Origin of the sequence: Streptomyces cyaneus, assembly GCF_004028635.1 — a bacterium.
GTDB classification, from domain to species: Bacteria; Actinomycetota; Actinomycetes; order Streptomycetales; family Streptomycetaceae; genus Streptomyces; species Streptomyces cyaneus.
The window spans coordinates 297,284-318,825 of record NZ_RQJW01000004.1; the positions used below are offsets into that span (position 1 = coordinate 297,284).

20 protein-coding genes are annotated in these 21,542 nt (G+C 69.6%); 6 read left to right on the forward strand and 14 right to left on the reverse strand.

The window, feature by feature from the left end; genetic code table 11:
* Positions 1 to 60 precede the first annotated feature (60 nt).
* The 13 genes from EHO50_RS16685 to EHO50_RS16745 form a co-directional block, all read right to left on the reverse strand.
* Positions 61 to 309, reverse strand: a complete 249-nt coding sequence (locus EHO50_RS16685; protein ID WP_128430940.1) for a hypothetical protein — start codon at positions 307 to 309, stop codon at positions 61 to 63.
* Positions 306 to 881, reverse strand: coding sequence for a hypothetical protein (locus tag EHO50_RS16690; RefSeq protein ID WP_246101192.1), 576 nt, complete (start codon positions 879 to 881; stop codon positions 306 to 308). Before EHO50_RS16690 ends, EHO50_RS16685 begins: the two co-directional genes overlap by 4 nt.
* Before the next feature lie 122 nt (positions 882 to 1,003).
* Positions 1,004 to 3,250: a hypothetical protein gene (locus EHO50_RS16695; protein WP_246101193.1), complete on the reverse strand. Its 2,247-nt coding sequence runs from the start codon at positions 3,248 to 3,250 to the stop codon at positions 1,004 to 1,006.
* A gap of 54 nt (positions 3,251 to 3,304) precedes the next feature.
* On the reverse strand, positions 3,305 to 4,120 hold the full coding sequence (locus EHO50_RS16700) for a hypothetical protein (protein ID WP_128430941.1): 816 nt from the start codon (positions 4,118 to 4,120) through the stop codon (positions 3,305 to 3,307).
* Between the two features lie 102 nt (positions 4,121 to 4,222).
* Entirely contained in the window at positions 4,223 to 4,912 is a 690-nt protein-coding gene (locus EHO50_RS16705; RefSeq protein ID WP_342786944.1) for a Crp/Fnr family transcriptional regulator, read from the reverse strand.
* Positions 4,913 to 4,925: 13 nt separating this feature from the next.
* On the reverse strand, positions 4,926 to 5,417 hold the full coding sequence (locus EHO50_RS16710; protein WP_128430942.1) for a Pycsar system effector family protein: 492 nt from the start codon (positions 5,415 to 5,417) through the stop codon (positions 4,926 to 4,928).
* A gap of 635 nt (positions 5,418 to 6,052) precedes the next feature.
* Positions 6,053 to 8,005 carry an APC family permease gene (locus EHO50_RS16720; protein ID WP_128430944.1) on the reverse strand — a complete coding sequence of 651 codons (1,953 nt, stop codon included), beginning with the start codon at positions 8,003 to 8,005 and terminating at the stop codon, positions 6,053 to 6,055.
* A gap of 218 nt (positions 8,006 to 8,223) precedes the next feature.
* Positions 8,224 to 8,586: a hypothetical protein gene (locus EHO50_RS16725; protein ID WP_246101194.1), complete on the reverse strand. Its 363-nt coding sequence runs from the start codon at positions 8,584 to 8,586 to the stop codon at positions 8,224 to 8,226.
* A gap of 14 nt (positions 8,587 to 8,600) precedes the next feature.
* On the reverse strand, positions 8,601 to 9,296 hold the full coding sequence (locus tag EHO50_RS16730; RefSeq protein WP_128430945.1) for a GNAT family N-acetyltransferase: 696 nt from the start codon (positions 9,294 to 9,296) through the stop codon (positions 8,601 to 8,603).
* A gap of 107 nt (positions 9,297 to 9,403) precedes the next feature.
* Entirely contained in the window at positions 9,404 to 9,481 is a 78-nt protein-coding gene (locus tag EHO50_RS46245; protein WP_484422066.1) for a 50S ribosomal protein bL37, read from the reverse strand.
* A 31-nt stretch (positions 9,482 to 9,512) separates the two neighbouring features.
* Positions 9,513 to 10,334 (reverse strand): SDR family NAD(P)-dependent oxidoreductase, encoded by an 822-nt coding sequence (locus EHO50_RS16735; protein ID WP_128430946.1) that lies wholly within the window; start codon positions 10,332 to 10,334, stop codon positions 9,513 to 9,515.
* 350 nt (positions 10,335 to 10,684) lie between these two features.
* Positions 10,685 to 12,838: a potassium-transporting ATPase subunit KdpB gene (gene kdpB, locus EHO50_RS16740; protein WP_128430947.1), complete on the reverse strand. Its 2,154-nt coding sequence runs from the start codon at positions 12,836 to 12,838 to the stop codon at positions 10,685 to 10,687.
* 707 nt (positions 12,839 to 13,545) lie between these two features.
* Positions 13,546 to 15,105: a Na+/H+ antiporter gene (locus EHO50_RS16745; protein WP_128430948.1), complete on the reverse strand. Its 1,560-nt coding sequence runs from the start codon at positions 15,103 to 15,105 to the stop codon at positions 13,546 to 13,548.
* Positions 15,106 to 15,277: 172 nt separating this feature from the next.
* Between EHO50_RS16745 and EHO50_RS16750 the strand changes: the two genes are divergently transcribed.
* From EHO50_RS16750 to EHO50_RS45845, 3 genes are all read left to right on the forward strand, one after another.
* Positions 15,278 to 17,815 carry a sensor histidine kinase gene (locus tag EHO50_RS16750; RefSeq protein WP_128430949.1) on the forward strand — a complete coding sequence of 846 codons (2,538 nt, stop codon included), beginning with the start codon at positions 15,278 to 15,280 and terminating at the stop codon, positions 17,813 to 17,815.
* Positions 17,815 to 18,102 (forward strand): hypothetical protein, encoded by a 288-nt coding sequence (locus tag EHO50_RS45835; RefSeq protein WP_342786947.1) that lies wholly within the window; start codon positions 17,815 to 17,817, stop codon positions 18,100 to 18,102. The genes EHO50_RS16750 and EHO50_RS45835 overlap by 1 nt, the downstream gene beginning before the upstream one ends.
* Positions 18,103 to 18,225: 123 nt before the next feature.
* A complete protein-coding gene (locus EHO50_RS45845) occupies positions 18,226 to 18,552 on the forward strand; it encodes a hypothetical protein (RefSeq protein WP_342786948.1) in 327 nt (108 codons plus the stop codon).
* Positions 18,553 to 18,555: 3 nt separating this feature from the next.
* On the opposite strand, the gene EHO50_RS16760 is transcribed toward EHO50_RS45845, so the two are convergent.
* Positions 18,556 to 19,122, reverse strand: a complete 567-nt coding sequence (locus EHO50_RS16760; RefSeq protein WP_128430950.1) for a hypothetical protein — start codon at positions 19,120 to 19,122, stop codon at positions 18,556 to 18,558.
* 228 nt (positions 19,123 to 19,350) lie between these two features.
* On the opposite strand from EHO50_RS16760, the gene EHO50_RS16765 reads away from it, so the two are divergent.
* The 3 genes from EHO50_RS16765 to kdpF all read left to right on the forward strand — a co-directional run bounded on the left by EHO50_RS16765 (position 19,351) and on the right by kdpF (position 21,539).
* Complete coding sequence (locus tag EHO50_RS16765) at positions 19,351 to 21,192, forward strand: APC family permease (RefSeq protein ID WP_128430951.1); 1,842 nt, start codon at positions 19,351 to 19,353, stop codon at positions 21,190 to 21,192.
* Positions 21,193 to 21,264: 72 nt separating this feature from the next.
* A complete protein-coding gene (locus EHO50_RS16770; protein ID WP_128430952.1) occupies positions 21,265 to 21,453 on the forward strand; it encodes a hypothetical protein in 189 nt (62 codons plus the stop codon).
* Positions 21,450 to 21,539 (forward strand): K(+)-transporting ATPase subunit F, encoded by a 90-nt coding sequence (kdpF, locus tag EHO50_RS16775; RefSeq protein WP_016434100.1) that lies wholly within the window; start codon positions 21,450 to 21,452, stop codon positions 21,537 to 21,539. The genes EHO50_RS16770 and kdpF overlap by 4 nt, the downstream gene beginning before the upstream one ends.
* The last annotated feature ends 3 nt before the right edge of the window (positions 21,540 to 21,542 follow it).

Here is a 21,542-nt window from a genome sequence, read left to right on the forward strand (position 1 = left end):
GTCCTTTGCCCTGTCCTCCTGGACAGGGCGAAGGTGTTTGTGTGTTTGTGGAGACGTCGGTCAGGGGCGCCGGTCGGTCGGCTCGTCTTTTCTCGGCGCGGCCAAGGGCGACTGCGCACTGGATGCTTGGTCGGGTGCGGTGGCTTGGTGGCCGTGTAGTCGATAGACCATGTCGTCGGGACAACGGTCCAGGCGGGCCCGGCGCCAGGCGACGTCGTAGGACAGGGGTGTTGCGCTGCGCCGTTGAATGAACAGGGCTCGGAGGCTGGTCAGGGGTGCCAGCAGCATCCGCCACAGGGCGAGCTTCATGGGTGCGCCCTTCGGGGTGCTCCGTCAGACCCGGACATGCCCACTGCTGCGATGCCGCTGGGGAGACTGCCGCCGTTGAGAGCCTTAAGGGAGTCGGACAGCACGAGCATGGCCTGCTGTCGCTTCTCGATGTTCGTGAACCCTTGGCCGACCTGCTCCCATTGCTGCAGGAGCGGGAACCACCAGCGGTCGCAGGAGCAGATCAGGCGCGCTAGGCGCTGGAGTTCGGCAACGTGCTCGTCGCCCAGGGCGCCGGGGGCGTGGTGTTCGAGTTGGTCCAGGACGACGAGGTCCGGGTGGTCGTAGAGGTTCTCCTTCAAGAAGCGCAGGCGGCGGACGCGTTGCTCGTCCGCTGCCCGCTGCGCCAGCAGCTCCTGTGCTGCGCTGGGCAGACCGAGAGTCGCCTTGACGTTCAGCAGGCAGTAGTTCGGGGCACGGCGGGGCAGAGTGCCGAGAGCCGCGTTGACGACGTCCTGCGCGGCGGGCACGTCCGAGGCGCGCAAACGTACCGCTGTCTCGGTCGCCGTGGCATGCACGGTGGCGCGTACCGTCTCCTCCACGCTGGGAGGCATCCGCCATAGTGGTCGCCAGGTGATTGTGTATAGGGCCTCGAAGGCGATGCCATCGGTGGCACTGGGCAGCAATCGTGGCTGGGCAGACCTGCTTGTACGGACGGCGCGGCGCCATGGCCACCTCATACGAGGTTCTCTTCGAGCGGGAAGACCGTGCGCACACGGCTGTCGACGAGGTGGTTGTAGAAGTCGTCGGCCACGCTGACACCCTCAACGGTGGAGATGCCGCGCAGCCCGCTCATGAACCTCCAGCCGGCCTCGAACATGTTGTGGCCCCGCAGCGCCGGCAGAAGCTGGTCGCGCAACTGCATATAGGCGCTGGGATCGTCGGCACAAGCACGGATCCAGTCCGTCAGACGCGAGGTGACCTCGGCGGCGGTCTCCGAAGAGGACAGCAGGTCGTGGACGCCGCGCTGTACGTCGATGTCCGTGGGAGGGGTGTCCACGAGCCACGGCGTGCCGTCGTGGCCGAGGGTCATCAATGCAAGGAAGGCCAGGGCGCCGCTGCGAGCGCAGGAGACCTTGCCCTGCTGCCAGCTCACGACTTCACCGGCCAGTCGCAGGGCGACGGTGGGGTGAAGGACCAGAGAGTCGAAGGCAGCCTGGACTTGGCCGATTACGGTGCCCCCGGTGTTCTTGTGCGCGACCCGGCGCAGGCGCACCATTGCCCGCTTGGCCAGAGAAGTGGCGACGGAGGAGTCCTCCAGGACGCGTCGGCACAGTGTAATCACCGCGGGCGCGTAACTCTCCTTCTCCGCCCATCCGTACAGCGCCTCCCACGCCAGGCGTCCCACGTGTTCGTTATGCACGGCACGTTCCATGACTGCACCAAGCACCTTGGGATGACTGCTGCCGACCAGGCCGCCCAGTGTCGTGAGGTAGTCCACCGATCCGTGCCGCACGGTGAGCTCGGCCAACGCAGCCACTGCGTTGTCTTCCGGATCGGCGCTTTGAGCCGTCCCGACGAGCCAGGTCAGCAAGGGTTCACGCATGACGTCGTAGTTGTCCCAGACATACTCCAGCACGGCGCGTCCATAAGCAGGCCGGTCGAAGACCACGGTGTCCTGCAGGTCGACTTCACCCCCGACATCCTGGATGCGCCGGCGCATTCCCCGTCCGGCCAGCGAACTGAGGGGCGGTGAGAATTTTGCTGCTGCGCCGGGAGCGTCGGGGGCGTCGCCGATGGCTTTCAGCAGAGCGGCCGCACTGCGCGCGACGACGGGCATGGGTGCCGTCTGCTGCACAGCTAGGGCCAGCAGCAGACAGCGGTCCTCCACGGTGAGTGAGGGGTTGTCGTGGGCGTACAGGCTGTTCATCTCGCCGAACCGGCCGTCGAGTTCGCCGCGCCAGTCGGTCAGAGCCGCGATGATGCGTTCTTCCAGCGTGGCCGGGGTTCCGCCATCGGAGACTGCCCGCACTCGCGACTGCTGGGAACCGACGTGGATATGTTCCTTCCAAGCCGTCACGGCGGAGTAGGCGGCCCGTACGGCGGCCACCGCCGTCAGTCCGCGCAAGGAAGCCGTGGCCTTGGGGAAGGAGCGAAGCGATGTGACCAGCTGTCCGTAGCCGTTGGCGTCCAGATGCGCCTCTACGACTTCCTGGGCATCGGGAGCCTCGTGCAGACGAACCACTTGGATGCCGTCGCGATCGCTGAGACGGTGATCCTTCCACAGGTCCTGTGCCACGGTCAGCGCCAGATAGGAACCGCAACCCCGGAGGTGGGCGGCGTGTTCCGACAGCGCGTCGAGGAAGTCGGCCGATACCTGATCTTTCTCCGGGTGCTTGAGGTCAAGCTGGTAGGCGTGCGCGATCTCCAGCGGCAGGCGTCCTTTGCTGGGGGTCTTCCAGTCTGCGTCCAACTTGACCAGGGTGGCGTCGTGAGCAGTGTGCTCGGCCAGAAGCCGCAGTGCGAGGGTTGTCGAGCCGTATGAGCGGGGCGCGACGATGATGATCACGGGCTGGTGGGGGCGGCTGGTGGCGGGATTGACGATCTGCTCCCAGATCGTGTTCCAGTGCGCGCTGCGAACGAACGGCTGATCGAGCAGTCGCTCGCGACTTTGCTCGACGCCCTCCAGTAAGTCCTGCTTTCGGGTCTCAAGGATCAGCTGTTTGATGTGGTGGGCGACGACATCGGGGTTCCCATACACGTGTGTCGCCCGGTCCTGCGTTTCATGCACGCGATGCGCGGGCGAGGCGGCATCCGGTGGTAGGGGAGCGAGGGAAGGAGATGGGGCGTCAGGGGTCGCGTCCCGTCGGTCGGGAGCGCCGGATCCGGGGCGCAAGCGATGCAGCCAGCCGCCGGAGCCGTTGGAGTGGTTCTCGGTAGCTTCGCTGGTCGGTTGGATGGGGTCGAACGGCACGTCAGACATACGAGTGCTCCAGGGTGAGTGTGGGAAGAGTGGGAGGGCGGAAGGCCAGGCGACTCACCGCTGGCGGCGATCGATTCGCAGGGTGTCGATGCTGTTGGCGATCGTGGCGTCGCTGACCTGACCGTGGAACTGGAACGTGCCGCCGCTGCCGGAAACCGGTGTCACTGACGCGTCGCTCGGCTGCGCGGTGGAGGAGGGAGCAGCGGCCGGTGATGCGGCGTCCGTGACGTAGGGGCGTACGGCCGGCCCGGTCAGGCCCGGCACATGAATCCGGCAAGGCTGCTCGAAGCCGGGCTTGTCGCTGACGCGGGCAACCGCCTCAAGGAAGTGGTGTGGGCCCAGATCCTGCGTGCGGCCCGCGTGCACGGTGCGCTGGTAGACGATCTCGGAGAGCGCGGCAGCAAGGAAGCCGCCACTGTCCTTCGCGGCGGACAGCGCCTGGCGGTTCGCCTGGCTGTCGAGCAGCCGGGTGGTGTCATTGATGGCGTCACCGCGGTGGTCGGGCAGGGACAGCGGGCCGACGTGCACACTGGCCCGCAGCCGCAGGACGGGACTACTGGCCAGCCGCTGCCGCTCGTAGCGCACCAGAGCCGCATCGAGCCGGCCGAGCAGCGGGTCCACGAGACGTGCCAGCACCGAGGGCGGGAACAGCAGGATCGCCCCGTCGCCACTGTCCTTGTAGCCGCCGGGGAGTTCCTGTGGGTCGGGCAGCTGACATTCGGCGAGCACAGTCGCCACGATGTCGTCCACGTCGCACCGGGCGGCGGCCATCTTCGCCTCGGGGATCTGGCTGTACTTCTCCATGTCGATCGCCACAAGGGCGAGTTCGGCGGGCACATCCAGGGGCTCTGCGTGCAGCGGCGCATCCATTGAGCACCGTCCTTTCAGCACAGGCGGTCAGGGAAGTGCCCATGCTGATCGGGCGGGACGGCCGCCGCTGCCCAGTAGTGGGCACGCCTGAAGTGCGGCCCGTCACGCCTGCGTACGCGCGTGCAACTGAATCGAATGGATGTCGCGAACGAGGAGCCCACCGCTGGAGGTGGTGCGGACCCAGTCCTGCTCACGCCAGGGCTTGAGCGCGTTGACCACCGCGTTGCGGGAAGCGCCAATCATCTGAGACAGCTCCGTCTGGGTCAGACGCACGGCAAGATCCGAAGCCGAAGCGGATGCGGCCTCGACCAGCCGCGACAGAGCCGATGCCAGACGCAGCGGCACAGACGCAGTGGCCAGTTCGAGCCGCACGGCCTCGGATTCCCTGACTCGGGCGATGGCATGGCGCAGGAGCGGGGCCAGCAGATCATGCTCCTCAACGAACGTGAGGAAAGCGGCAGCCGGGATGATGCGGATCTGACAGGACTCGGCGGCGATGACCGTGGCCGTGCGAGGCTGGGAGTCCAACACGGCCAGTTCACCGAGTAACTCACCGGCGCCGCGCACGGCAAGAAGCGTCCTTTCTCCGCAGACCCCGGCCAGGGTGATCAGCGTTGACCCGGACTCCAGCACGATCACGTGAGTTGCTGGATCTCCCTGCCGGAGCAGCACACTCCGAGCCGGCCTGACGCGCTGCGGTGCGAGCGCCTTCAGGCGTGCCCATAACTTGTCGCCGATCACCGTGGCATGCGGCTGATACACGCGTCCCCCTGCTATGCGGCCCAAACACACTTAGGTGATCGTCTCAACTAACCAGAATGTTGCTCAATAGACACATTCCAGCCATCAGGAGTGCTGCTAGGGCAAAGTCGACGGCCAGGCGGGCCGCTCGCAGCTTCCTGTCCGCCAGCCAGGCCAGCACTTGTAGTCGGCGGCCCTCGACATGCCGTTCAAGCTCCCCACGAGCAGTCGTACTCACACCGGCCCGGTCGTGTACGAGTGCCTCGCCCATCAATTCGGTATGCAGCCCCGCCCTTGGGACCACGGGCCGCAGCGCGAGCAGCGCAGCCCCTATCGCGGCCATCAGCAACAGACACATCAGGACAAGGGAAAACACCGCGATGGGGGGCATGCCGTGTGCACTCGACAGCACGGCAACCCCTGCAGCCAGCAGGCCACCGGCTATTCCGCACAACGCCGTTGCTTTTGTATCGGCCCTCTGCACCTCGACGAAGGCGCGTTCAGCGTGCCCTTTCAGCCGGTCCATCTCCGTCGGAATACTGCCTGGCTCGCGCATGTCGTCCCACACCCCTCCGCGGCCGTCGCCTGCTTGTCGTGGCAGTTGCCAGCCTGCTCTCAGCTGACGAGGATTGATGCCAACCGCAGGGCATGAGGAGGGGTAGGTTCCTCACTCCATGGCCTTCCGTGGGGCGTAGTCACGGGGATGTGGGTCGACGTCGGCGGGGCGGCGCCAGCGCCTACCGCTGGCTGAGCCTCGTTGGGCGGAGGCCAGCTCATGCCTCGGCCGTGACGCTCGTTTGACGCTCCGGGCGTCCGTGGGGTCCTTCGGCGGGGCTACAAATGGCGGCTGACCTGCGAATACGTCAGGTCCTCCCCCTTCTGACGTCTTTCCGATGACGCACCACGTTGAGTGTGTCGCGATCCTTGAGCCTGCGGCAAAGGGCTCCTGACCTGCGGGTTCGGGCGATGTGCGTGTCCCAGTCGATCAGGAGGCTCATCACGGGGAACAACAGGGCGCAGCTCAGGGCGAGCCGGGCGCTGCCACGCCAGTGGCGGTCGCCGGCCGGGTCCGCCGGCCCGCTGTGTCGCATGTCCCCGACGCTAGGTGGCCGTACGACGTCCGACGACTGCTGACGGAATCCTGATGCCGTACGGGTCGATCCTGACGGAATCCCTACGCGCTCCCTCGTTTCAGCCGGTGTGCACGCGCGGGCGGCGGGAGCGGTCCGGCTCCGCCTCGCGGAGCACCTCGCGGGTGACCGGGGCGACCTCGCCCTGGCCGAAGAGGAAGAAGCGCAGGAAGTTGGCGAAGGGATTGCCCTCGGTCCACTCGAAGTAGATGTGCGGGATACAGCCGGTCGTGTCGCGGACGTGCAGGAGCAGGGCGGCCAGGGCGTTGGGGACGGAGGAGGACTCCAGGGTCAGGACGCGGTAGCGGTTGTGCATGACCTCGCCGCGGACCCGTAGTCCCGCCTCGAACTCGGAGGGGTCGGTGACCGTCACCTCGAGGAAGACGAAGTCCTCCTGCTCGGGCAGGTCGTTGTCGTTGCGGATCTGCTCGATCTTGTCGCGGTATTCGGCCTTGTCCCGCTGGTCGGGCTCGTTGGCGATGAACCGGATCTTGCGGCTGGCTATGTCCCTGACGAATCGTTCCGCCATGGGGTCGAGCGTCACGCTGGTCACGCGGAGCTCGAAGGCGCGCGTCAGCCGCGAAAGGAGGGAGATGAGGATGATGGCGGCGATGAAGCAGGCGCCGATCTTCACACCGTCGGGGCGCTCGACGACGTTCACGATGGTCGTGTAGAGGAACACCACCGAGATGACCGCGAAGGCGATGAACCAGTTCCGTTGCCTCGCCTTGTGGGCGGCGATGGTCACGGCGATCGCGGCGGAGCTGATCAGTACCAGGACGCCGGTGGCATAGGCGCCGCCCTGGGCGTCGACGTCGGCGTCGAAGATCCAGGTGACCAGGAAGCCCACTAGGGTGAAGACGATGACCATCGGACGGACCGCGCGTGCCCAGTGCGGCGCCATGCCGTAGCGGGGCAGATAGCGCGGCATCAGGTTGAGCAGGCCGGCCATGGCGGAGGCGCCGGCGAACCACAGGATGGCGATCGTCGAGACGTCGTAGACCGTGCCGAAGGCGTTCCCGAGGTAGTCGTGCGCGAGGTAGGCGAGCGCGCGGCCGTTGGCCTGGCCGCCCTCCTCGAACTCCTTCTCCGGGATCAGCAGGGTGGTGATGAAGCTGGTGGTGATCAGGAAGCAGCTCATGATGACTGCCGCGGCGGTCAGCAGCTTCTTGGTGTCCCGGATCCGGCCCTTGGGGCTCTCCTCCGTATCGCCCGGGTCGCCCTTGACGTGCGGCATCACGGCGACGCCGGTTTCGAAGCCGGAGAGGCCGAGCGCGAGCTTGGGGAAGATGATCAGTGCTACGCCGATCATGACGAAGACGTTGCCGTGCTCCGCGGTCAGGGCATTTGACCAGTCGGTGACGACGTGTGGCTCGGTGAGCACATGCCACAGCCCCGTCACCACCACCACGACGTTGAGCGCGAGGTAGACGCCCACCAGGGCGACGGCGACCCCGATCGCCTCCAGGAAGCCCTTGAGGAACACCGCGCCCAGCAGCGCGATGAGGATCAGGGTGATCAGCAGTTGCTTGTCGTGCAGAGGGTCCGCCAAATGGGGGTTCTCCACCAGGTGGGTGGAGGCGTCGGCGGCCGAGAGCGTGATGGTGATCAGGAAGTCGGTGGCGGCGAAGCCCAGCAGCGTCAGGACGAACAGCTTGCCCTTCCAGAACGACAGCAGCCGCTCCAGCATCGCGATCGAGCCCTCGCCGTGCGGGCTCTCCTCGGCCACGCGGCGATAGACCGGCAGGGCGCCGACCAGGGTGACTATCACCAGGACGATGGTCGCGATCGGCGACAGCAGGCCGGCGGCGAGTGCGGCGATGCCCGGCTGATAGCCGAGGGTGGAGAAGTAGTCCACACCGGTCAGGCACATGACCCGGTACCACGGCTGGCCCTTGTGGGCGGGCTCCGGCTCGGCGTGGGGCCCGGTGTGGCCGCCCGCCTTGCCCATGTCGGCCAGGCCCTCCAGCATCCAGGCGCGCAGGCGGTGCGGTGGGCGTTCGGTTGTGGCCATCGGCGTGCTCCTGTGCGTGAATCGGCGTGGGGTTCCGGCCATCACGCGGACGGCGGCTCCAGCGTAAGCACGGAGTGACGCATGGGCCCATGGATGAGTCCTCCGGACGCGTCAAGGCTGCGTTAAGACCCGGTGTGTGCACGCCGGCACCGCAACAAGAGGGCAGGTCAAGTCTTTCAGGCGTCAACTCGCCCCGCAGCCGCAGGAGATCCGCGGGGTCAGCGCCGGACACCCAGCGTGATGTCGCACGACGTTTCCTTGCCGCCCCGCAGGAAGGTCACGCGAAGCTGCAGGCTGCCGGCGTCCGGGTGCAGGGACGGCTGCGCGGTGAGGCTGCCGTCGGTGTGGCTGCCGTCAGGGTGAGTGCCGTAGGCGCCGCCGCGGTCGTCGTACTCGTTGCCCAGGTCGTCCACGGCCTCCAGGACCGGGAGTACGGGCGACTCGTCGCCGGACTCGGGCAGCGGCGGCGTGATCCGGTAGTGGAGCGTGAAGGAGTCGTCCCCGCGCTTCAGCCGGGTGATCGTGAGCTCGTGGCTGCCGCCGAGGATCGGCAGGGTGTGGAGCGGGGGCTTCCTGGGCACGGGGTCTCCTTCTTTCATGTGCGGACCGAGCAGTTCCAGCTGGGCGTGCGGTCGCGGGCGGCGATGTCCTCGCACAGGGCGTTCACGCAAGCCAGGGCGAGGCGGTGGCGTCGGTGGTCCGGGACGGTGAAGACGGCCACGTCCTCGTGGCGGTTGCCCCGGAAGTAGGTGCAGGCGACGGCCAGCACGCGGCCCTTGCGGCTCAGCGCCGCCCAGCCGTGTCCCGAGGAGGCGAGACCGAGCGGTCCGCCCCAGCTTGCCGAGAGCCACGCGGTGTCGGGGCCGAGTGCCTGGAGGGCGTCGGTGTCGGCCCCACGCGGCGGAGCCGCATATCGATGCTGCCAGCCGGCGCAGGGTGATGCCGAATGGGACGGTGGCCGGCTGTGGTTCGGCCTGCCGGGTCCAGACCATGCGCCTCCATGGCGTGAGCCGTTCGAAGGCGGCGCCGAGCGCGGGCAGGAAGCGCTCGGGGGCGTCGATCCGGCTGCTTGCCAGGGGTGCGAGCGCCTCCGGAGTGAGGACGTCCGGGGTGCCGCGCAGCACGACGTGGCCGGCGCAGGACGCGGCGACGACGCGCGGCTGGACGGCGCGGTCGGCCCAGCAGCAGCCGACGCCGGTGGCCATGACGTGCTCGGCGATGCTGGCGGGCCCGGGGGTGCCCGCCGGGAACCAGCGGGTGAGGGCGGGCAGATGGTCGGGGGAGAGCTCAAGCATGGACGCCTCGCAGACGGGGGACGGGGGACGGAGGACGGAGGACGGGGAAGGGCGGGCGAACGGGAGCGCGTTCCCTCCTCGTCGCCCGCCCTGGATGCTGGGCTTAGCGCTGACCGGCCTTGCTTCCGTGGTTCGACTTCTTCTTGCGGCGGGCCTTCTTCTTGCGGGCTCGCTTCGACATGTACGTCAACTCCCGTGCTGTTGTGTGACGTTCAAGTGGTGCGGCGGTCGACGAGCAGGTCGGCGAGCTTGTTGAGGCGCTTGACCGTGCGGTCCTCCGTGGCGGCCGGTGCCGGGTCGACGCGCTCGTCGCAGTCGTAGTAGGCGCCGTTGACGATCTCGGCGGCCGGGTCGCAGAGCCGGACCACGTGTGCGGCGCCCTCGGCGGGCGTGACGCCCTCGTGGGCGTACAGAGGGAGCAGCGCGGTGTCGCAGACGCCGGGGTGCACGGAGACCGCGGTGACGCGCGGGTCGGCTGCGAAGACCGTCAATGCCAGCTGGGACTGGGCGTAAGCGGCGAGCCGGGAGTAGCGGCGGGCGCGGTTGGGGTCGGACCACTGGATCGACGCCGTGCGGTGCAGCGACGACGACACGTTGACGACGCGGCCGCCCGGCTCGGTGGTGAGCGCAGGTTCCAGCAGGCAGGTCAGCAGGTAGTGGGCGAGGAAGTTGACCTGGAAGGCGATCTCGTTGCCGTCGGCGGTGACGGTGTGCCGCTCGGGCGCGGCCATGCCCGCGTTGTTGACGAGGACGTCCAGATGCGGGTGCTCGGCGACGACCTTGTGGGCGAGGGCCTCGACCTCGTCGAGGCGGGCGAAGTCGGCGGCGTACGTGCACAGGCGGTCCGCGTCGCTGCCCGCCGTGGCGACGAGGGCGTCGGCGGCCGCGCGGGACTCCTCGGCGGTACGGCCGTGCAGCAGCACAGTGGCGCCGCGCTCGGCGAGCTGCCGGGCGGTCTCGTAGCCGATGCCGGCGGTGGCGCCGGTGACCAGGACGGTGCGGCCGGACAAGGAGGAAAGGCTTGAGTCGGACATGATCCAATCCGGGGTTGCGGGCACGCCTGCACGGCCCGGCGAGGGCGGTGGGCGGGCGATGGGGAAGGAAGACCGAGGGGCGCCGCAGCCGATCACGGCGCCCACGAATCACGGATAGCGGCGTCGGCGGGACGCGGCGTCGGCGGTACGCGGGCGCTTCCGGTCAGCGCGGCTCACGACGCGACGGCCGAGCGGGACTCGGCGGTCGGTCGAAGAGGAGCCAGGCGCTGTTCACGAGGTCCATGGAAGCCGTACCGCACAGGCGGGGCAAGCCGAAGTCCCGTTCTCTGACGGGGCTCTGACGTGCACATACGGGTCCTTGACGGGCGAGCCACGCGGAGGGACGGGGCTCAGCCGAGGCCGGGCACCCCGGAGATCAGCAAGTCGATCAGTTTGATGCCCACGAAGGGCAGGACAAGACCGCCGAGGCCGTACAGCAGCAGGTTCCGCCGCAGCAGGTCGTGTGCGGAGGACGGGACGTAGCGCACACCGCGCAGGGCGAGCGGGATCAGGGCGACGATGATCAGCGCGTTGAAGATGATCGCGGAGGTGATCGCCGAGGTCGGGCTGTGCAGGCCCATGACGTTCAGGGCCTCCAGGCCCGGGTACGCGCCCGTGAACATCGCCGGGATGATGGCGAAGTACTTCGCCACGTCGTTGGTGATGGAGAACGTGGTCAAAGCACCGCGCGTGATGAGGAGTTGCTTGCCGATCTCGACGATCTCGATGAGCTTGGTCGGGTTGGAGTCGAGGTCGACCATGTTGCCGGCCTCCTTGGCGGCCGACGTGCCGGTGTTCATGGCCACGCCGACATCCGCCTGGGCGAGAGCCGGGGCGTCGTTCGTACCGTCACCGGTCATCGCGACCAGCTTCCCGCCCTCCTGCTCCCGCTTGATCAGCGCGAGCTTGTCTTCCGGCGTCGCCTCGGCCAAGTAGTCGTCCACGCCCGCCTCCTGGGCGATGGCGCGGGCGGTGAGCGGGTTGTCGCCGGTGATCATCACGGTGCGGATGCCCATGCGGCGCAGTTCGGCGAAGCGTTCGCGGATGCCGTCCTTGACGACGTCCTTGAGGTGGATCAGGCCGAGCACCCTGGGGCCGTGCCAGTCGTGCACGGCCACCAGCAGGGGCGTACCGCCTCCGGCGGCCACTGCGTCGGCGTACAGCCTTGCCTCGGGTGGCACTTGGCCGCCGTACATCGCCACCCACTCGATGACCTGCTGGGCGGCACCCTTGCGGATGGCACACACCGCGCCGCCCGACCAGCGCAGGTCGACCCCGCTCATCCGGGTCTGCGCGCTGAACGGCACCCACCGGGCGTTCGCCAACTCGCCCTCGGCGGGTGCCCGCAGCCCGTATCGCTGCTTGGCCAGAACCACTACGGAGCGGCCTTCGGGTGTCTCGTCGGCCAGGGAGGAGAGCTGGGCGGCGTCCGCGAGCTGCCGTTCGTCGATGCCGGGCAGGGGAACGAAGGCGGCGGCCTCGCGGTTGCCGAGGGTGATGGTGCCGGTCTTGTCCAGCAGCAGGGTGTTGACGTCACCCGCCGCCTCAACTGCTCGGCCGGACATGGCCAGCACGTTGTGCTGCACCAGGCGGTCCATGCCGGCGATGCCGATCGCGGAGAGCAGGGCGCCGATCGTGGTCGGGATGAGTGTGACGAGGAGGGCGACCAGCACGGTCGTGGACTGGGCCGCGTCCGCGTACCTGGCCATCGGCTGGAGTGTGACCACGATCAGGGTGAAGATGATGGTCAGTGCCGCCAGCAGGATGTTCAGGGCGATCTCGTTCGGGGTCTTCTGCCGGGAGGCGCCCTCGACCAGGGCGATCATGCGGTCCAGGAAGCTGTGTCCGGGGCGGGCGCTGACCCGTACGACGATCCGGTCGGACAGCACCGTCGTACCGCCCGTGACCCCGCTGCGGTCGCCGCCCGCCTCCCGGATGACGGGCGCCGACTCGCCGGTGACCGCCGACTCGTCCACCGCGGCCACGCCGTCGATGACATCGCCGTCCGCCGGGATCATCTCGCCCGCCTCGACGAGTACGACGTCCAGCGGCTTCAGGTCGGTGGCGACGACGGCCTCCGAGCGGGCGGTGCGGGCATTGGTACCCCAGCGCCAGTCCAGCAGGCGCAGCGCCACCGTGTCCGTACGGGCTCTGCGTAGCGACTCGGCCTGCGCCTTGCCGCGGCCCTCGGCGACGGCCTCGGCCAGGTTGGCGAAGACGACCGTCAGCCACAGCCAGGCGCTGATGACCCAGGTGAAGACCGCGGGGTGCAGCAGCGCCGACAGCGTGGTGAGGACCGCCCCGACGGAGACGACGAACAGCACCGGGTTCTTCACCAGTACGCGCGGGTGGAGCTTGCGCACTGCCTCGGGGAAGGAGCGGACGAGTTGAGCCGGTTCGAACAGCCCGCTCGGGGCGCGGCGCCTCACCGTGCGTTCCGGTCCGTTCCGGGCTCCGCGCTCGGGGCGTGCCGGTGGGGCCTGGTCGGGGGCAGCGGGAAGCATGGACACCTTCGTGTCTCGGTTCGGTCAGGGACAGCGGTCACGGTCCGTGCGGTGCCGGGGCCCCGGCACCGCACGGCGGGCGCACGGACGTCGGCGTGGGACGACGAAGAGACGTCGTCGTGCGCGGGTGCACGCCCTTTCGGGCGCGCACCAGACCGCCTTCGCACCGCTCCGGGGCCATGACTCCGGACCCGGGGAGGCCGCTGACACGCGCGGCCCCGGTTGGCGGCCGAGAGGGAATCTAGCCCTGATCCCGGTGCCGCCGACGCGCTCAGCAGGAAATTTGCGGTACTCATACGGCCCGGGCGCCGGAGCCGTCAAAGTGTCGTCAAGCAGGGCTGGGCAGCCGTCAGGGATCCATCAACGGGGGCCTCATGCGGCCCGGTCCGGCCGCAGACTGGGCGGCAACGGGGACGGGCGACCGTCCGTGGCGTGACGTCGGAGGGGCCGTGTCCCTCACGACCGGCTCAGCAGGGATCCTCGGATCAGGCAAGCGCACCGCCACGGAGTTACGGCGGTCGCCCCGCCCGGGGACAGCCCGGACCGCGGCGGCGAGGGGACTCAAGGCGGCCGGACCCGGTCCCTGGCTGCTCCCGGGCAGTCAGGCAGCCGAGGGCGCGCGGGCCGCTCCGCGCCGCCGCGACCCGGCATCCACGCCCACGCTGCCGCGCCTGGAGCAGGGTGGCCACATTCCCTCAGGGCATTCCTCAGGCATCCGTCAAACGCGCCTCCTCCAGGTCCAGGTTGCGCTGGATCCGGCGGCGGGTCGTGTCGCTGATGGCGTGGGCGTCGTACAGGCGCTGGAGTTCGGAGGTTTCGACGGCTATCAAGTCGCGCCGGAGCTGACGGTAGACCCGGTCGGCGGACTCGATGGACACGCCGTCGGTGCCGTCGGCGCCGTTGTGTTCGGCGAGGCGGTCGCGGGCGTCGTCGAGGCGGGCGCTCAGGCCGCGGCGGAGCCGGTCGAGGACGACGTCCGGTACGACCTCCAACTCGGCGAGCTCTTCCAGGCGGGCGAGCCCGGCGTGGGCGAGATGGGAGCGGGCCTCGGCCTCCTCGCGTGCGGTGTGGGCGGGCTCCAGGGCGATGCCGGAGCGGCGGACGACCGGGGACAGAGTGAAGCCCTGCACGACGAGGGTGACGACCACGACCGAGGTGGTCAGCACCAGGACCAGTGGCCGGTCGGCGAGGGGAGCGCCGTTCTTCATGACCTCCGGGATGGACAGGGCGGCGGCCAGCGGCATGACCCCTCGGGTGCCCGCCCAGGTCAGCACCATCGGCACCCGCCAGTTCACCCGGCCGATCCCACCCTTGCGCTGCACGACCGCGGACAGGGGTGCGAGCCACAGCAGGCGTACGGCGATGAGCGTGGCCGCAACGGCGAGTGCGTACAGCGGCCAGGCCCGGTCGCCGTCGGCCAGGGCACGGACCTGGGCAGGGAGGGCCAGCCCTATGAGGCTGAACACCACGCTCTCCAGAAGGAACACCACCGTGCCGTAGACGGCGTGCAGTTGGAGGCGTATGCGGGCGTTCGTCAGCCGGTCGCCCCGGCCGCCGAGGACCACGCCGGCCACCACGCAGGACGTCACTCCGGAGGTGTGCGCGACCTCCGCCAACAGGTAGGCGGCGTACGGGGTGACCAGGGCGATCACAGTCTCCAGCACCGGGTCCTCGGTACGGCGCCGGATCAGCATGATCACTCCGGCCACCGCCGCCCCGATCACGGTGCCGCCGCCCGCGAGCACCAGGAACTCTCCTGCCGCCGCACCCCAGTTCGCGGCGGCGGAGGCCACGGCGATGCCCGCCGCCACCCGCACCAGCACCAGGGAGGTCGCGTCGTTGAACAGGCTCTCCGCCTGGACCAGGACCTGCACCCGGGGCGGCAGGGCCAGCCGTCGGCCGAGCGCGGTGACCGCCACGGGGTCGGTGCTGGCCAGGACCGCGCCCAGCACGAACGCCATCTGCCACGACAGCGGCGTCACCAGCGCCGCCACCGCACCGACGGCGGCAGCCGAGGCGAGCACCAGCCCTATGGCGAGGATCCCGACCGGCTTCCACACCGCCCGCAGTTCCCGCCAGGGCATGTCCTCCGCACTCGCGTACAGCAGCGGCGGCAGGACCACGAGCCCGATGATCTCGGGGCTGATCTCGATCTGGGGAGTGCCCGGCAGCAGGGCCACGGCCAGACCGGCGACCACCAGCAGGGAGGGGGCGGGAATGCGCCATCGGCGCGCGAAGGTGGCGACCACCGTGGCCAGGACCCACACCCGCCCTCACCCTGTCGGGCCCAGGTCACGTCAAAACAGCGTCAAGGTCCCCGGGAGCGGCGCCAAGGAACCGCTAACAACCGCACCGTCCGATCCGTGAAAGGGCTTCCTTGGGAGGAGAAACCCTTCTGCGAAAACGAGTTGGACCAGTGAGCGGAGCGCGTCGGCAGCGATGAGTGACGTACGGCCCGGACGGCTGAAGGTCTACCTCGGGGCGGCTCCGGGGGTCGGCAAGACCTACCGGATGCTCGACGAGGGGCGGCGCCGCGCCTCGCGCGGGGCGGATGTGGTGGTGGGGTTCGCGGAGTGTCACGGACGCCCGCGCACGGAGGCGATGCTCGACGGTCTGGAGACCGTCCCCCGCGCTTCCTGCACCTACCGCGGCGGACGGTTCGAGGAGATGGACCTCGCCGCGGTCCTCGCGCGCCGCCCGCAGGTCGTGATCGTCGACGAGATCGCCCACAGCAACGTCCCCGGCGACGGCCGCAACGCCAAGCGCTGGCAGGACATCGAGGTGCTGCTCGCCGCCGGCATCGACGTGATCACCGCACTGAACATCCAGCACCTGGAATCCCTCAACGATGTGGTCGAGAAGATCACCGGTGTGCCCCAGCACGAGACGGTGCCGGACGAGGTCGTTCGCCGCGCCTGGCAGATCGAGCTGGTGGACATGGAGCCCGAGGGGCTGCGCCGGCGGATGGCGCACGGCAACATCTACGCCCCGGAGAAGGTCGACGCGGCCCTCGCCAACTACTTCCGGCCGGGCAACCTCACCGCGCTGCGGCAGTTGGCGCTGCTGTGGGTGGCCGACCGGGTCGACGAGGCGCTCCAGGAGTACCGCTCGCAGCACGGTATCGGCCGGGTGTGGGAGACCCGGGAGCGGGTGGTCGTCGCGCTGACCGGCGGCCCGGAGGGCGACACGCTGATCCGGCGGGCCGCCCGTATCGCCGACCGGTCGGCGGGCGGTGATCTGCTGGCCGTGCACGTGGCGCGGAGCGACGGTCTCGCCGCCGGTGTCTCGCACGCCTCGCTCGCCCGGCAGCGCAGGCTCGTGGAAGACCTCGGCGGCAGCTATCACTCGGTGGTCGGCGACGACGTGGCGGGCGCGCTGGTGGAGTTCGCCCGTGCCGAGAACGCCACGCAGCTGGTGCTGGGCACGAGCCGTCGCGGCCGGCTGTCACGGTTCCTGACCGGGCTCGGGACGGGGGAGACCGTGACGGCGCTGTCCGGTGACATCGACGTCCACCGGGTCACCCATGAGCGGGCCGGGCGCGGCACGCTGCTGCCGTCGAGGCGGCGCACGCTGTCGACGGCCCGGCTGATCGCCGGTCCGGTGGCCGGGCTGGTGCTGCCGGTCCTCCTCACGATCGCCCTCGCCCAGCTGCGGGGCACGCTGAACCTGACCAGCGAGGCGTTGCTGTTCCTGCTCGCCGTGGTGGGCGTGGCCTGTATAGGCGGGGTCGTCTCGGCGGTGATCGCGTCGGTGACGGCGTCCGTGTTGCTCCACTACTGGTTCATCCCGCCGATCGGCCAGTTCACGCTGGAGGATCCGAACGCCCTGCTGGCACTGGCGGTGTTCGCGGTCGTGGCGGCCACCGTGGCAGCGGTCGTGGACCGGTCCCTGCGCCTGTCGCGCCGTTCCGCCCGCGCGACGGCCGAGGCGGAGACCATGACGTCCCTCGCTGGCAGCATCGTGCGGGGCGAGGCCACCATCCCGGCTCTGCTGGAGCGGACGCGCGAGACCTTCGGCATGGAGTCGGCGGACCTGGTGGACGAGCCACCCGATACGGCTGGCGTGACGGCAGTTCCCGCAGGTCCCGGCGCCTATCTCGCGCTGTGGGGCCGCACCTTGTCGTCGTCCGAGCGACGGGTGTTGGCCGCGTTCGCCGCACATGTGGGCTCGGCGGTCGAGCGGGCCCGGCTCGCCGAGGCCGCGGCCGAGGTCGAGCCGGTGAAGGCCGCCGACCGCCTGCGCACGGCGCTGCTGCGGGCCGTCGGCCACGACCTGCGCACCCCCCTCGCCGCCGGGTGGGCCGCCGTCACCTCCCTGCGCAGCCGGGACGTCGCCTTCTCCGACGAGGACCGGGACGAACTCCTCGCCACGGCCGACGAGTCCATGGCCAAGCTGAACCGCCTGGTGGAGAACCTCCTCGATCTCAGCCGCCTGGAGGCGGGCGCACTCACTCTGAACCTGCGGGCCACCTCCCTGGAGGAGGTGCTGCCCATGGCGCTGGCGGACGTCCCAGGGGTGGACGTGGCGGACATGGAAGCGATCCCGGCAGTGCTGGCCGACCCGCCGCTGCTGGAGCGGGTCATCGCCAACCTGGTCGGCAATGCTGCCCGCCACACACCGCCCGGGAAGAAGGTGCTGGTCGGCGCCAGTGTCCTGGCGGGCCAGGTGGAGTTGCGGATCGTGGACCGGGGGCCTGGTCTGCCCGCCGACGGCCGTGAGCGGCTCTTCGAGCCCTTCCAGCGGCTCGGCGACACCGACAACACCACCGGCCTCGGCCTCGGGCTGGCCCTCGCCCGCGGACTGACCGAGGCCATGAACGGCACCCTCACTCCCGAAGACACTCCTGGCGGCGGCCTCACGATGGTCGTGTCGCTGCCGTTCGCCGGGGAGACCGGGGAGACCGAGGAGACAGAGACCGGGGAGACAGGGGAGCCCGTGGGTGCCGAACTGACCGAGCAGAGCACAGGAGGTGCGTGATGAGCACTGTGACCGGCATCTGGAAGCTGCAACGTACTGGACAAACCCGCGCCACGCCCCGAACCTGGCCGTTGCGGGACCGGCTCGCCCTGGCGGCGGGCCTGGCCGCCCCCTTCCTGGCGGCCCTCGCGCTGGTCTCGTTCCGCACGAGCCTGTCGCACACGAACGCCGCACTCATTCTCGTCGTGGCGGTCGTCGCGGTGGCAGCGCTGGGCAGCCGTACCGCGGGCGCCGTGGGGGCGTTGTCAGCGGCGGCCTGGTACGCCCGCGGCGCAGCCGCAATCTGATACAGCTTCCTGACCAGGCCCTACCAGACATTCGACATCACCGCCTCGGCGGACATCGAAACGGCGGTCCTGCTGCTCGTCGTTGGCCTGATCGTCTCCCAACTGGCGGCCCGTGCCCGCCGCTTGGAGATCATCACGGTCACGGACGCGGCTCACCTGTCCCGCATCCACCGCCGCTTCGAGTACGGCACCCTGCTGGGACAGCCGCCACGCCTGACGAACGACGGCAGCGTGACGGTGGGCAGGCGCTCCTGGGACGTGGACGCCGCCGGTTGGCCGGACGGCGAGATCGAGCTGCGCGCCTATGGCAACGGCCACTACCTCGGCCGCTTCATGCTCACCCCGGGACCGGGACCGGTACCCCCGCTCCAAGCCCGGCTCGTGGCGGTGACGCCGGCCGACCAGACGGGGGCGGCCTTGGACACAGCCGGACCGTTCGGGGAAGGCTGACGCTCACTCGAGGCCGGAGGCTTTGAACACGGCGCGGGCGGTTTCGCTGTCCACGCGCCGGCCGATGCACCGTAACGCGGTCGCGCCGCACAGCAACGAGCCGTCGGTGGCGGCCTTCCGCGCGCCCTTGTCAAGGCGGAGCCACAGCTGCGGGTTGCGCACCAGGACCTCGGAGTCGATCTCGACACGGCCACCCAGGGAATCCCGCAGCAAGAGCCGCTGGGAGACGCCGTCCAGGCAGCGGACCGACACCAACAGATCCGTTCGTACCCGGTGTTCGCGCACCAGTCGACGCGAGGCCAGCCAGTTCCCGCCCGCGGACACTCGCGCTGGATACAGCACGACGAAGAGCAGCCCGGCGAGAGCGAACCACAGTGCGGCGCGCCCCAGGGTGATCCGGCCGGAGCCCCAGTCGACCAGGAGAAGGAGAGCGAGCAGAACGCCGGCGCAGCGGATCGTGCTCCACAGCTCCTGCGTCCACGCGAGGTCGTTCGTCGCCTCACCGGATCCCTCGGGGCCCTCCGCCTGTGCGTCGAGCGGTCCTCCGCATACGTCGTCACGGCGTCCCATGCCGTCGACGCTAGTGAGCCGAGGAACCTGATCGGCACACCTTGATGCGGCTCTGACGGATGTCCAACGGTTCCTTGCCTGATGGCAGTCGCGCACATCACACGCCCATCAAGGTTCCGTCAAGGTCGGCCGGTTGGGCGCGAAGATGCCGCAAGGAACAGTCGGATGCGGCGGGAAACGGACAGAACCTGGGTGCACGCGAACACCGCACGAAGGAGCACCCGTTCCATGTCCGTTCTGACCGCCGAGCCGGATGCCGTCCCCGTCGGCGATGAGCCGCCCGATACCGGTGAACGTCACCGGCTGACCGCCGTCACGGGCCTGGCCGCCCTGTCCCTGGACGCCATGGCGTCGGTGGCGTACGGCCCCGAGGCGATCGTCCTCGTCCTGGCCGCCGCGGGTGCGCACGGCCTGGGCTTCACGCTGCCGGTCACGCTGGCCATCGCGGCTCTGCTGGCGGTGCTGGTCGCCTCGTACCGGCAGGTGATCGCGGCCTTCCCGGACGGCGGCGGGTCCTATGCCGTCGCCAAGACACACCTGGGTGCGCGCACGAGCCTGGTGGCGGCGGCCTCGCTCGTCCTGGACTACGTGCTCAACGTCGCCGTCGCCGTCACGGCCGGTGTGGCCGCGCTGACCTCCGCCTTCCCGGCCCTCTACGCCGACCGGTTGTGGTTGTGCCTGGCCGTGCTCGTGCTGATCACGGCGGTGAACCTGCGGGGCATCGTGGAATCGGCGAAGGCGTTCATCGTGCCGACCGTCGTTTTCGTCGGCTCGATCTTCGTGCTGATCGTCGTCGGGCTGTTCCGGTCCGAGCCGGTGAGTACGGCGACCGCGGCGGGCCACGCCTCCGTGCTCTCCGACAACGCCACCACCGTGGGCGCCCTGCTCCTGCTGAAAGCTTTCGCTTCCGGGTGCTCCGCCCTCACCGGTGTCGAGGCCATCGCCAACGCCGTCCCCTCCTTCCGCGTCCCGCGCGTCAAGCGCGCCCAGCACGCGGAGGTCGCCCTCGGCGCCGTGCTCGGCGTGATGCTGATCGGCCTGTCGGCGCTGATTTCCCGCTTCCATCTCCAGCCGGTCGAGGGCGTCACCGTTCTCGCCCAGCTCGCGGACGCCGCCTTCGGCCACAACTGGGCCTTCTACGTCATCCAGTTCGCGACGATGATCCTGCTGGCCCTGTCCGCGAACACGTCCTTCGGTGGCTTGCCCGTGCTGCTGAAGCTGCTGGCCCGCGACAACTACCTGCCGCACGTCTTCATGCTCAAGGCCGACCGGCAGGTGCACCGGCACGGCGTCCTCGCCCTCGCCGTCGTATCGGCCGCGCTGCTGGTCTTCTCCGGCGGCGACACCAACACCCTCGTGCCGCTCTTCGCCATCGGCGTCTTCGTAGGCTTCACCATCGCCCAGATCGGCATGGTCCGGCACTGGCGGCTCGAAAAGGGCCCCGGCTGGCAGGGCAAGGCGGTGCTCAACGGCTTCGGCGGGCTGCTGACCGGCGTCTCGGCGATCGTCGTCACCGCGACCAAGTTCGAGGAGGGCGCCTGGCTGATCGTGATCGCCCTGCCCCTGCTGGTTGCCGCCTTCGAGACCGTGCGCCGCGCCTACACCCGGATCGGCGAGCGCCTCGGCCTCGGCCGCATACCCGAGGTCCCGCATCGCGACCGCTCGGTCGTGATCGTGCCCGTCTCCTCGATCTCCCGCCTGACCTCCGAGGCGCTGACCGCCGCCGCTTCCTTGGGCGACGAGGTCCGGGCGGTGACCGTTTGCTACCCCGACCCGGAGGACCGGGCCGCGCTGTACGCCCTGGAGTTGGCCTGGGCGGAGTGGGACCCGGGGGTGCCGCTGGTCCGGCTGAACTGCGAGCGGCGCTCGCTGGGCCGTCCCATCGCCGCGTACGTCCGTGAGGTGGCCGCCACCGAGCCGGGCACGCGTGTCACCGTGCTGATCCCGGAGACGGAGCCGGAGCGGCTGTGGCAGCGGCTGCTGCAGAACCAACGGGGCGCGGTCGTCGCGCATGCCGTGCGGCGGGAGACGGACGCGGTGATCTGCCGCCTGCGCTTCCGGCTGCTGTGAGCCAGGTCACCGACCGTTACAGCGTCCTACTCACAGGTATGGATCGGGTGCCGTAAGAGTTCCGTCAAAGCCGTGGGCGCCGCCGTAAGAGAGCCGTCAACGGACGACCTGATCCGGCCACAGAGGCGCTTTCCTCTAATCGTCCGTTTTCACCGAACCTCACTCCAGGAGTTCGCGATGGCCGATCTGGCCTTCGTCGTCGTCACGATCGCGGGTTTCGCGCTCGTGGCTCTCGTCGCCAAGGGGGTGACCAAGCTGTGACTGCCGAGAACATCGTCGGCCTCGTCGTGGCCGTCGCCCTGCTGGGCTATCTCGTCCTCGCCCTGATCTTCCCGGAGAGGTTCTGAGCA

Excerpts from the sequence above, each read along its gene's own strand:
- EHO50_RS16695 (WP_246101193.1), bottom strand. The coding sequence starts at position 3,250 with ATGTCTGACGTGCCGTTCGACCCCATCCAACCGACCAGCGAAGCTACC.
- kdpB (WP_128430947.1), bottom strand. The coding sequence starts at position 12,838 with ATGCTTCCCGCTGCCCCCGACCAGGCCCCACCGGCACGCCCCGAGCGC.
- EHO50_RS16685 (WP_128430940.1), bottom strand. The coding sequence starts at position 309 with ATGAAGCTCGCCCTGTGGCGGATGCTGCTGGCACCCCTGACCAGCCTC.
- EHO50_RS16700 (WP_128430941.1), bottom strand. The coding sequence starts at position 4,120 with ATGGATGCGCCGCTGCACGCAGAGCCCCTGGATGTGCCCGCCGAACTC.
- EHO50_RS16760 (WP_128430950.1), bottom strand. The coding sequence starts at position 19,122 with ATGGGACGCCGTGACGACGTATGCGGAGGACCGCTCGACGCACAGGCG.
- EHO50_RS46245 (WP_484422066.1), bottom strand. The coding sequence starts at position 9,481 with ATGTCGAAGCGAGCCCGCAAGAAGAAGGCCCGCCGCAAGAAGAAGTCG.
- EHO50_RS16710 (WP_128430942.1), bottom strand. The coding sequence starts at position 5,417 with ATGCGCGAGCCAGGCAGTATTCCGACGGAGATGGACCGGCTGAAAGGG.
- EHO50_RS45835 (WP_342786947.1), top strand. The coding sequence starts at position 17,815 with ATGAGCACTGTGACCGGCATCTGGAAGCTGCAACGTACTGGACAAACC.
- EHO50_RS16720 (WP_128430944.1), bottom strand. The coding sequence starts at position 8,005 with ATGGCCACAACCGAACGCCCACCGCACCGCCTGCGCGCCTGGATGCTG.
- EHO50_RS16735 (WP_128430946.1), bottom strand. The coding sequence starts at position 10,334 with ATGTCCGACTCAAGCCTTTCCTCCTTGTCCGGCCGCACCGTCCTGGTC.
- EHO50_RS16765 (WP_128430951.1), top strand. The coding sequence starts at position 19,351 with ATGTCCGTTCTGACCGCCGAGCCGGATGCCGTCCCCGTCGGCGATGAG.
- EHO50_RS16690 (WP_246101192.1), bottom strand. The coding sequence starts at position 881 with ATGCCTCCCAGCGTGGAGGAGACGGTACGCGCCACCGTGCATGCCACG.
- EHO50_RS16750 (WP_128430949.1), top strand. The coding sequence starts at position 15,278 with ATGAGTGACGTACGGCCCGGACGGCTGAAGGTCTACCTCGGGGCGGCT.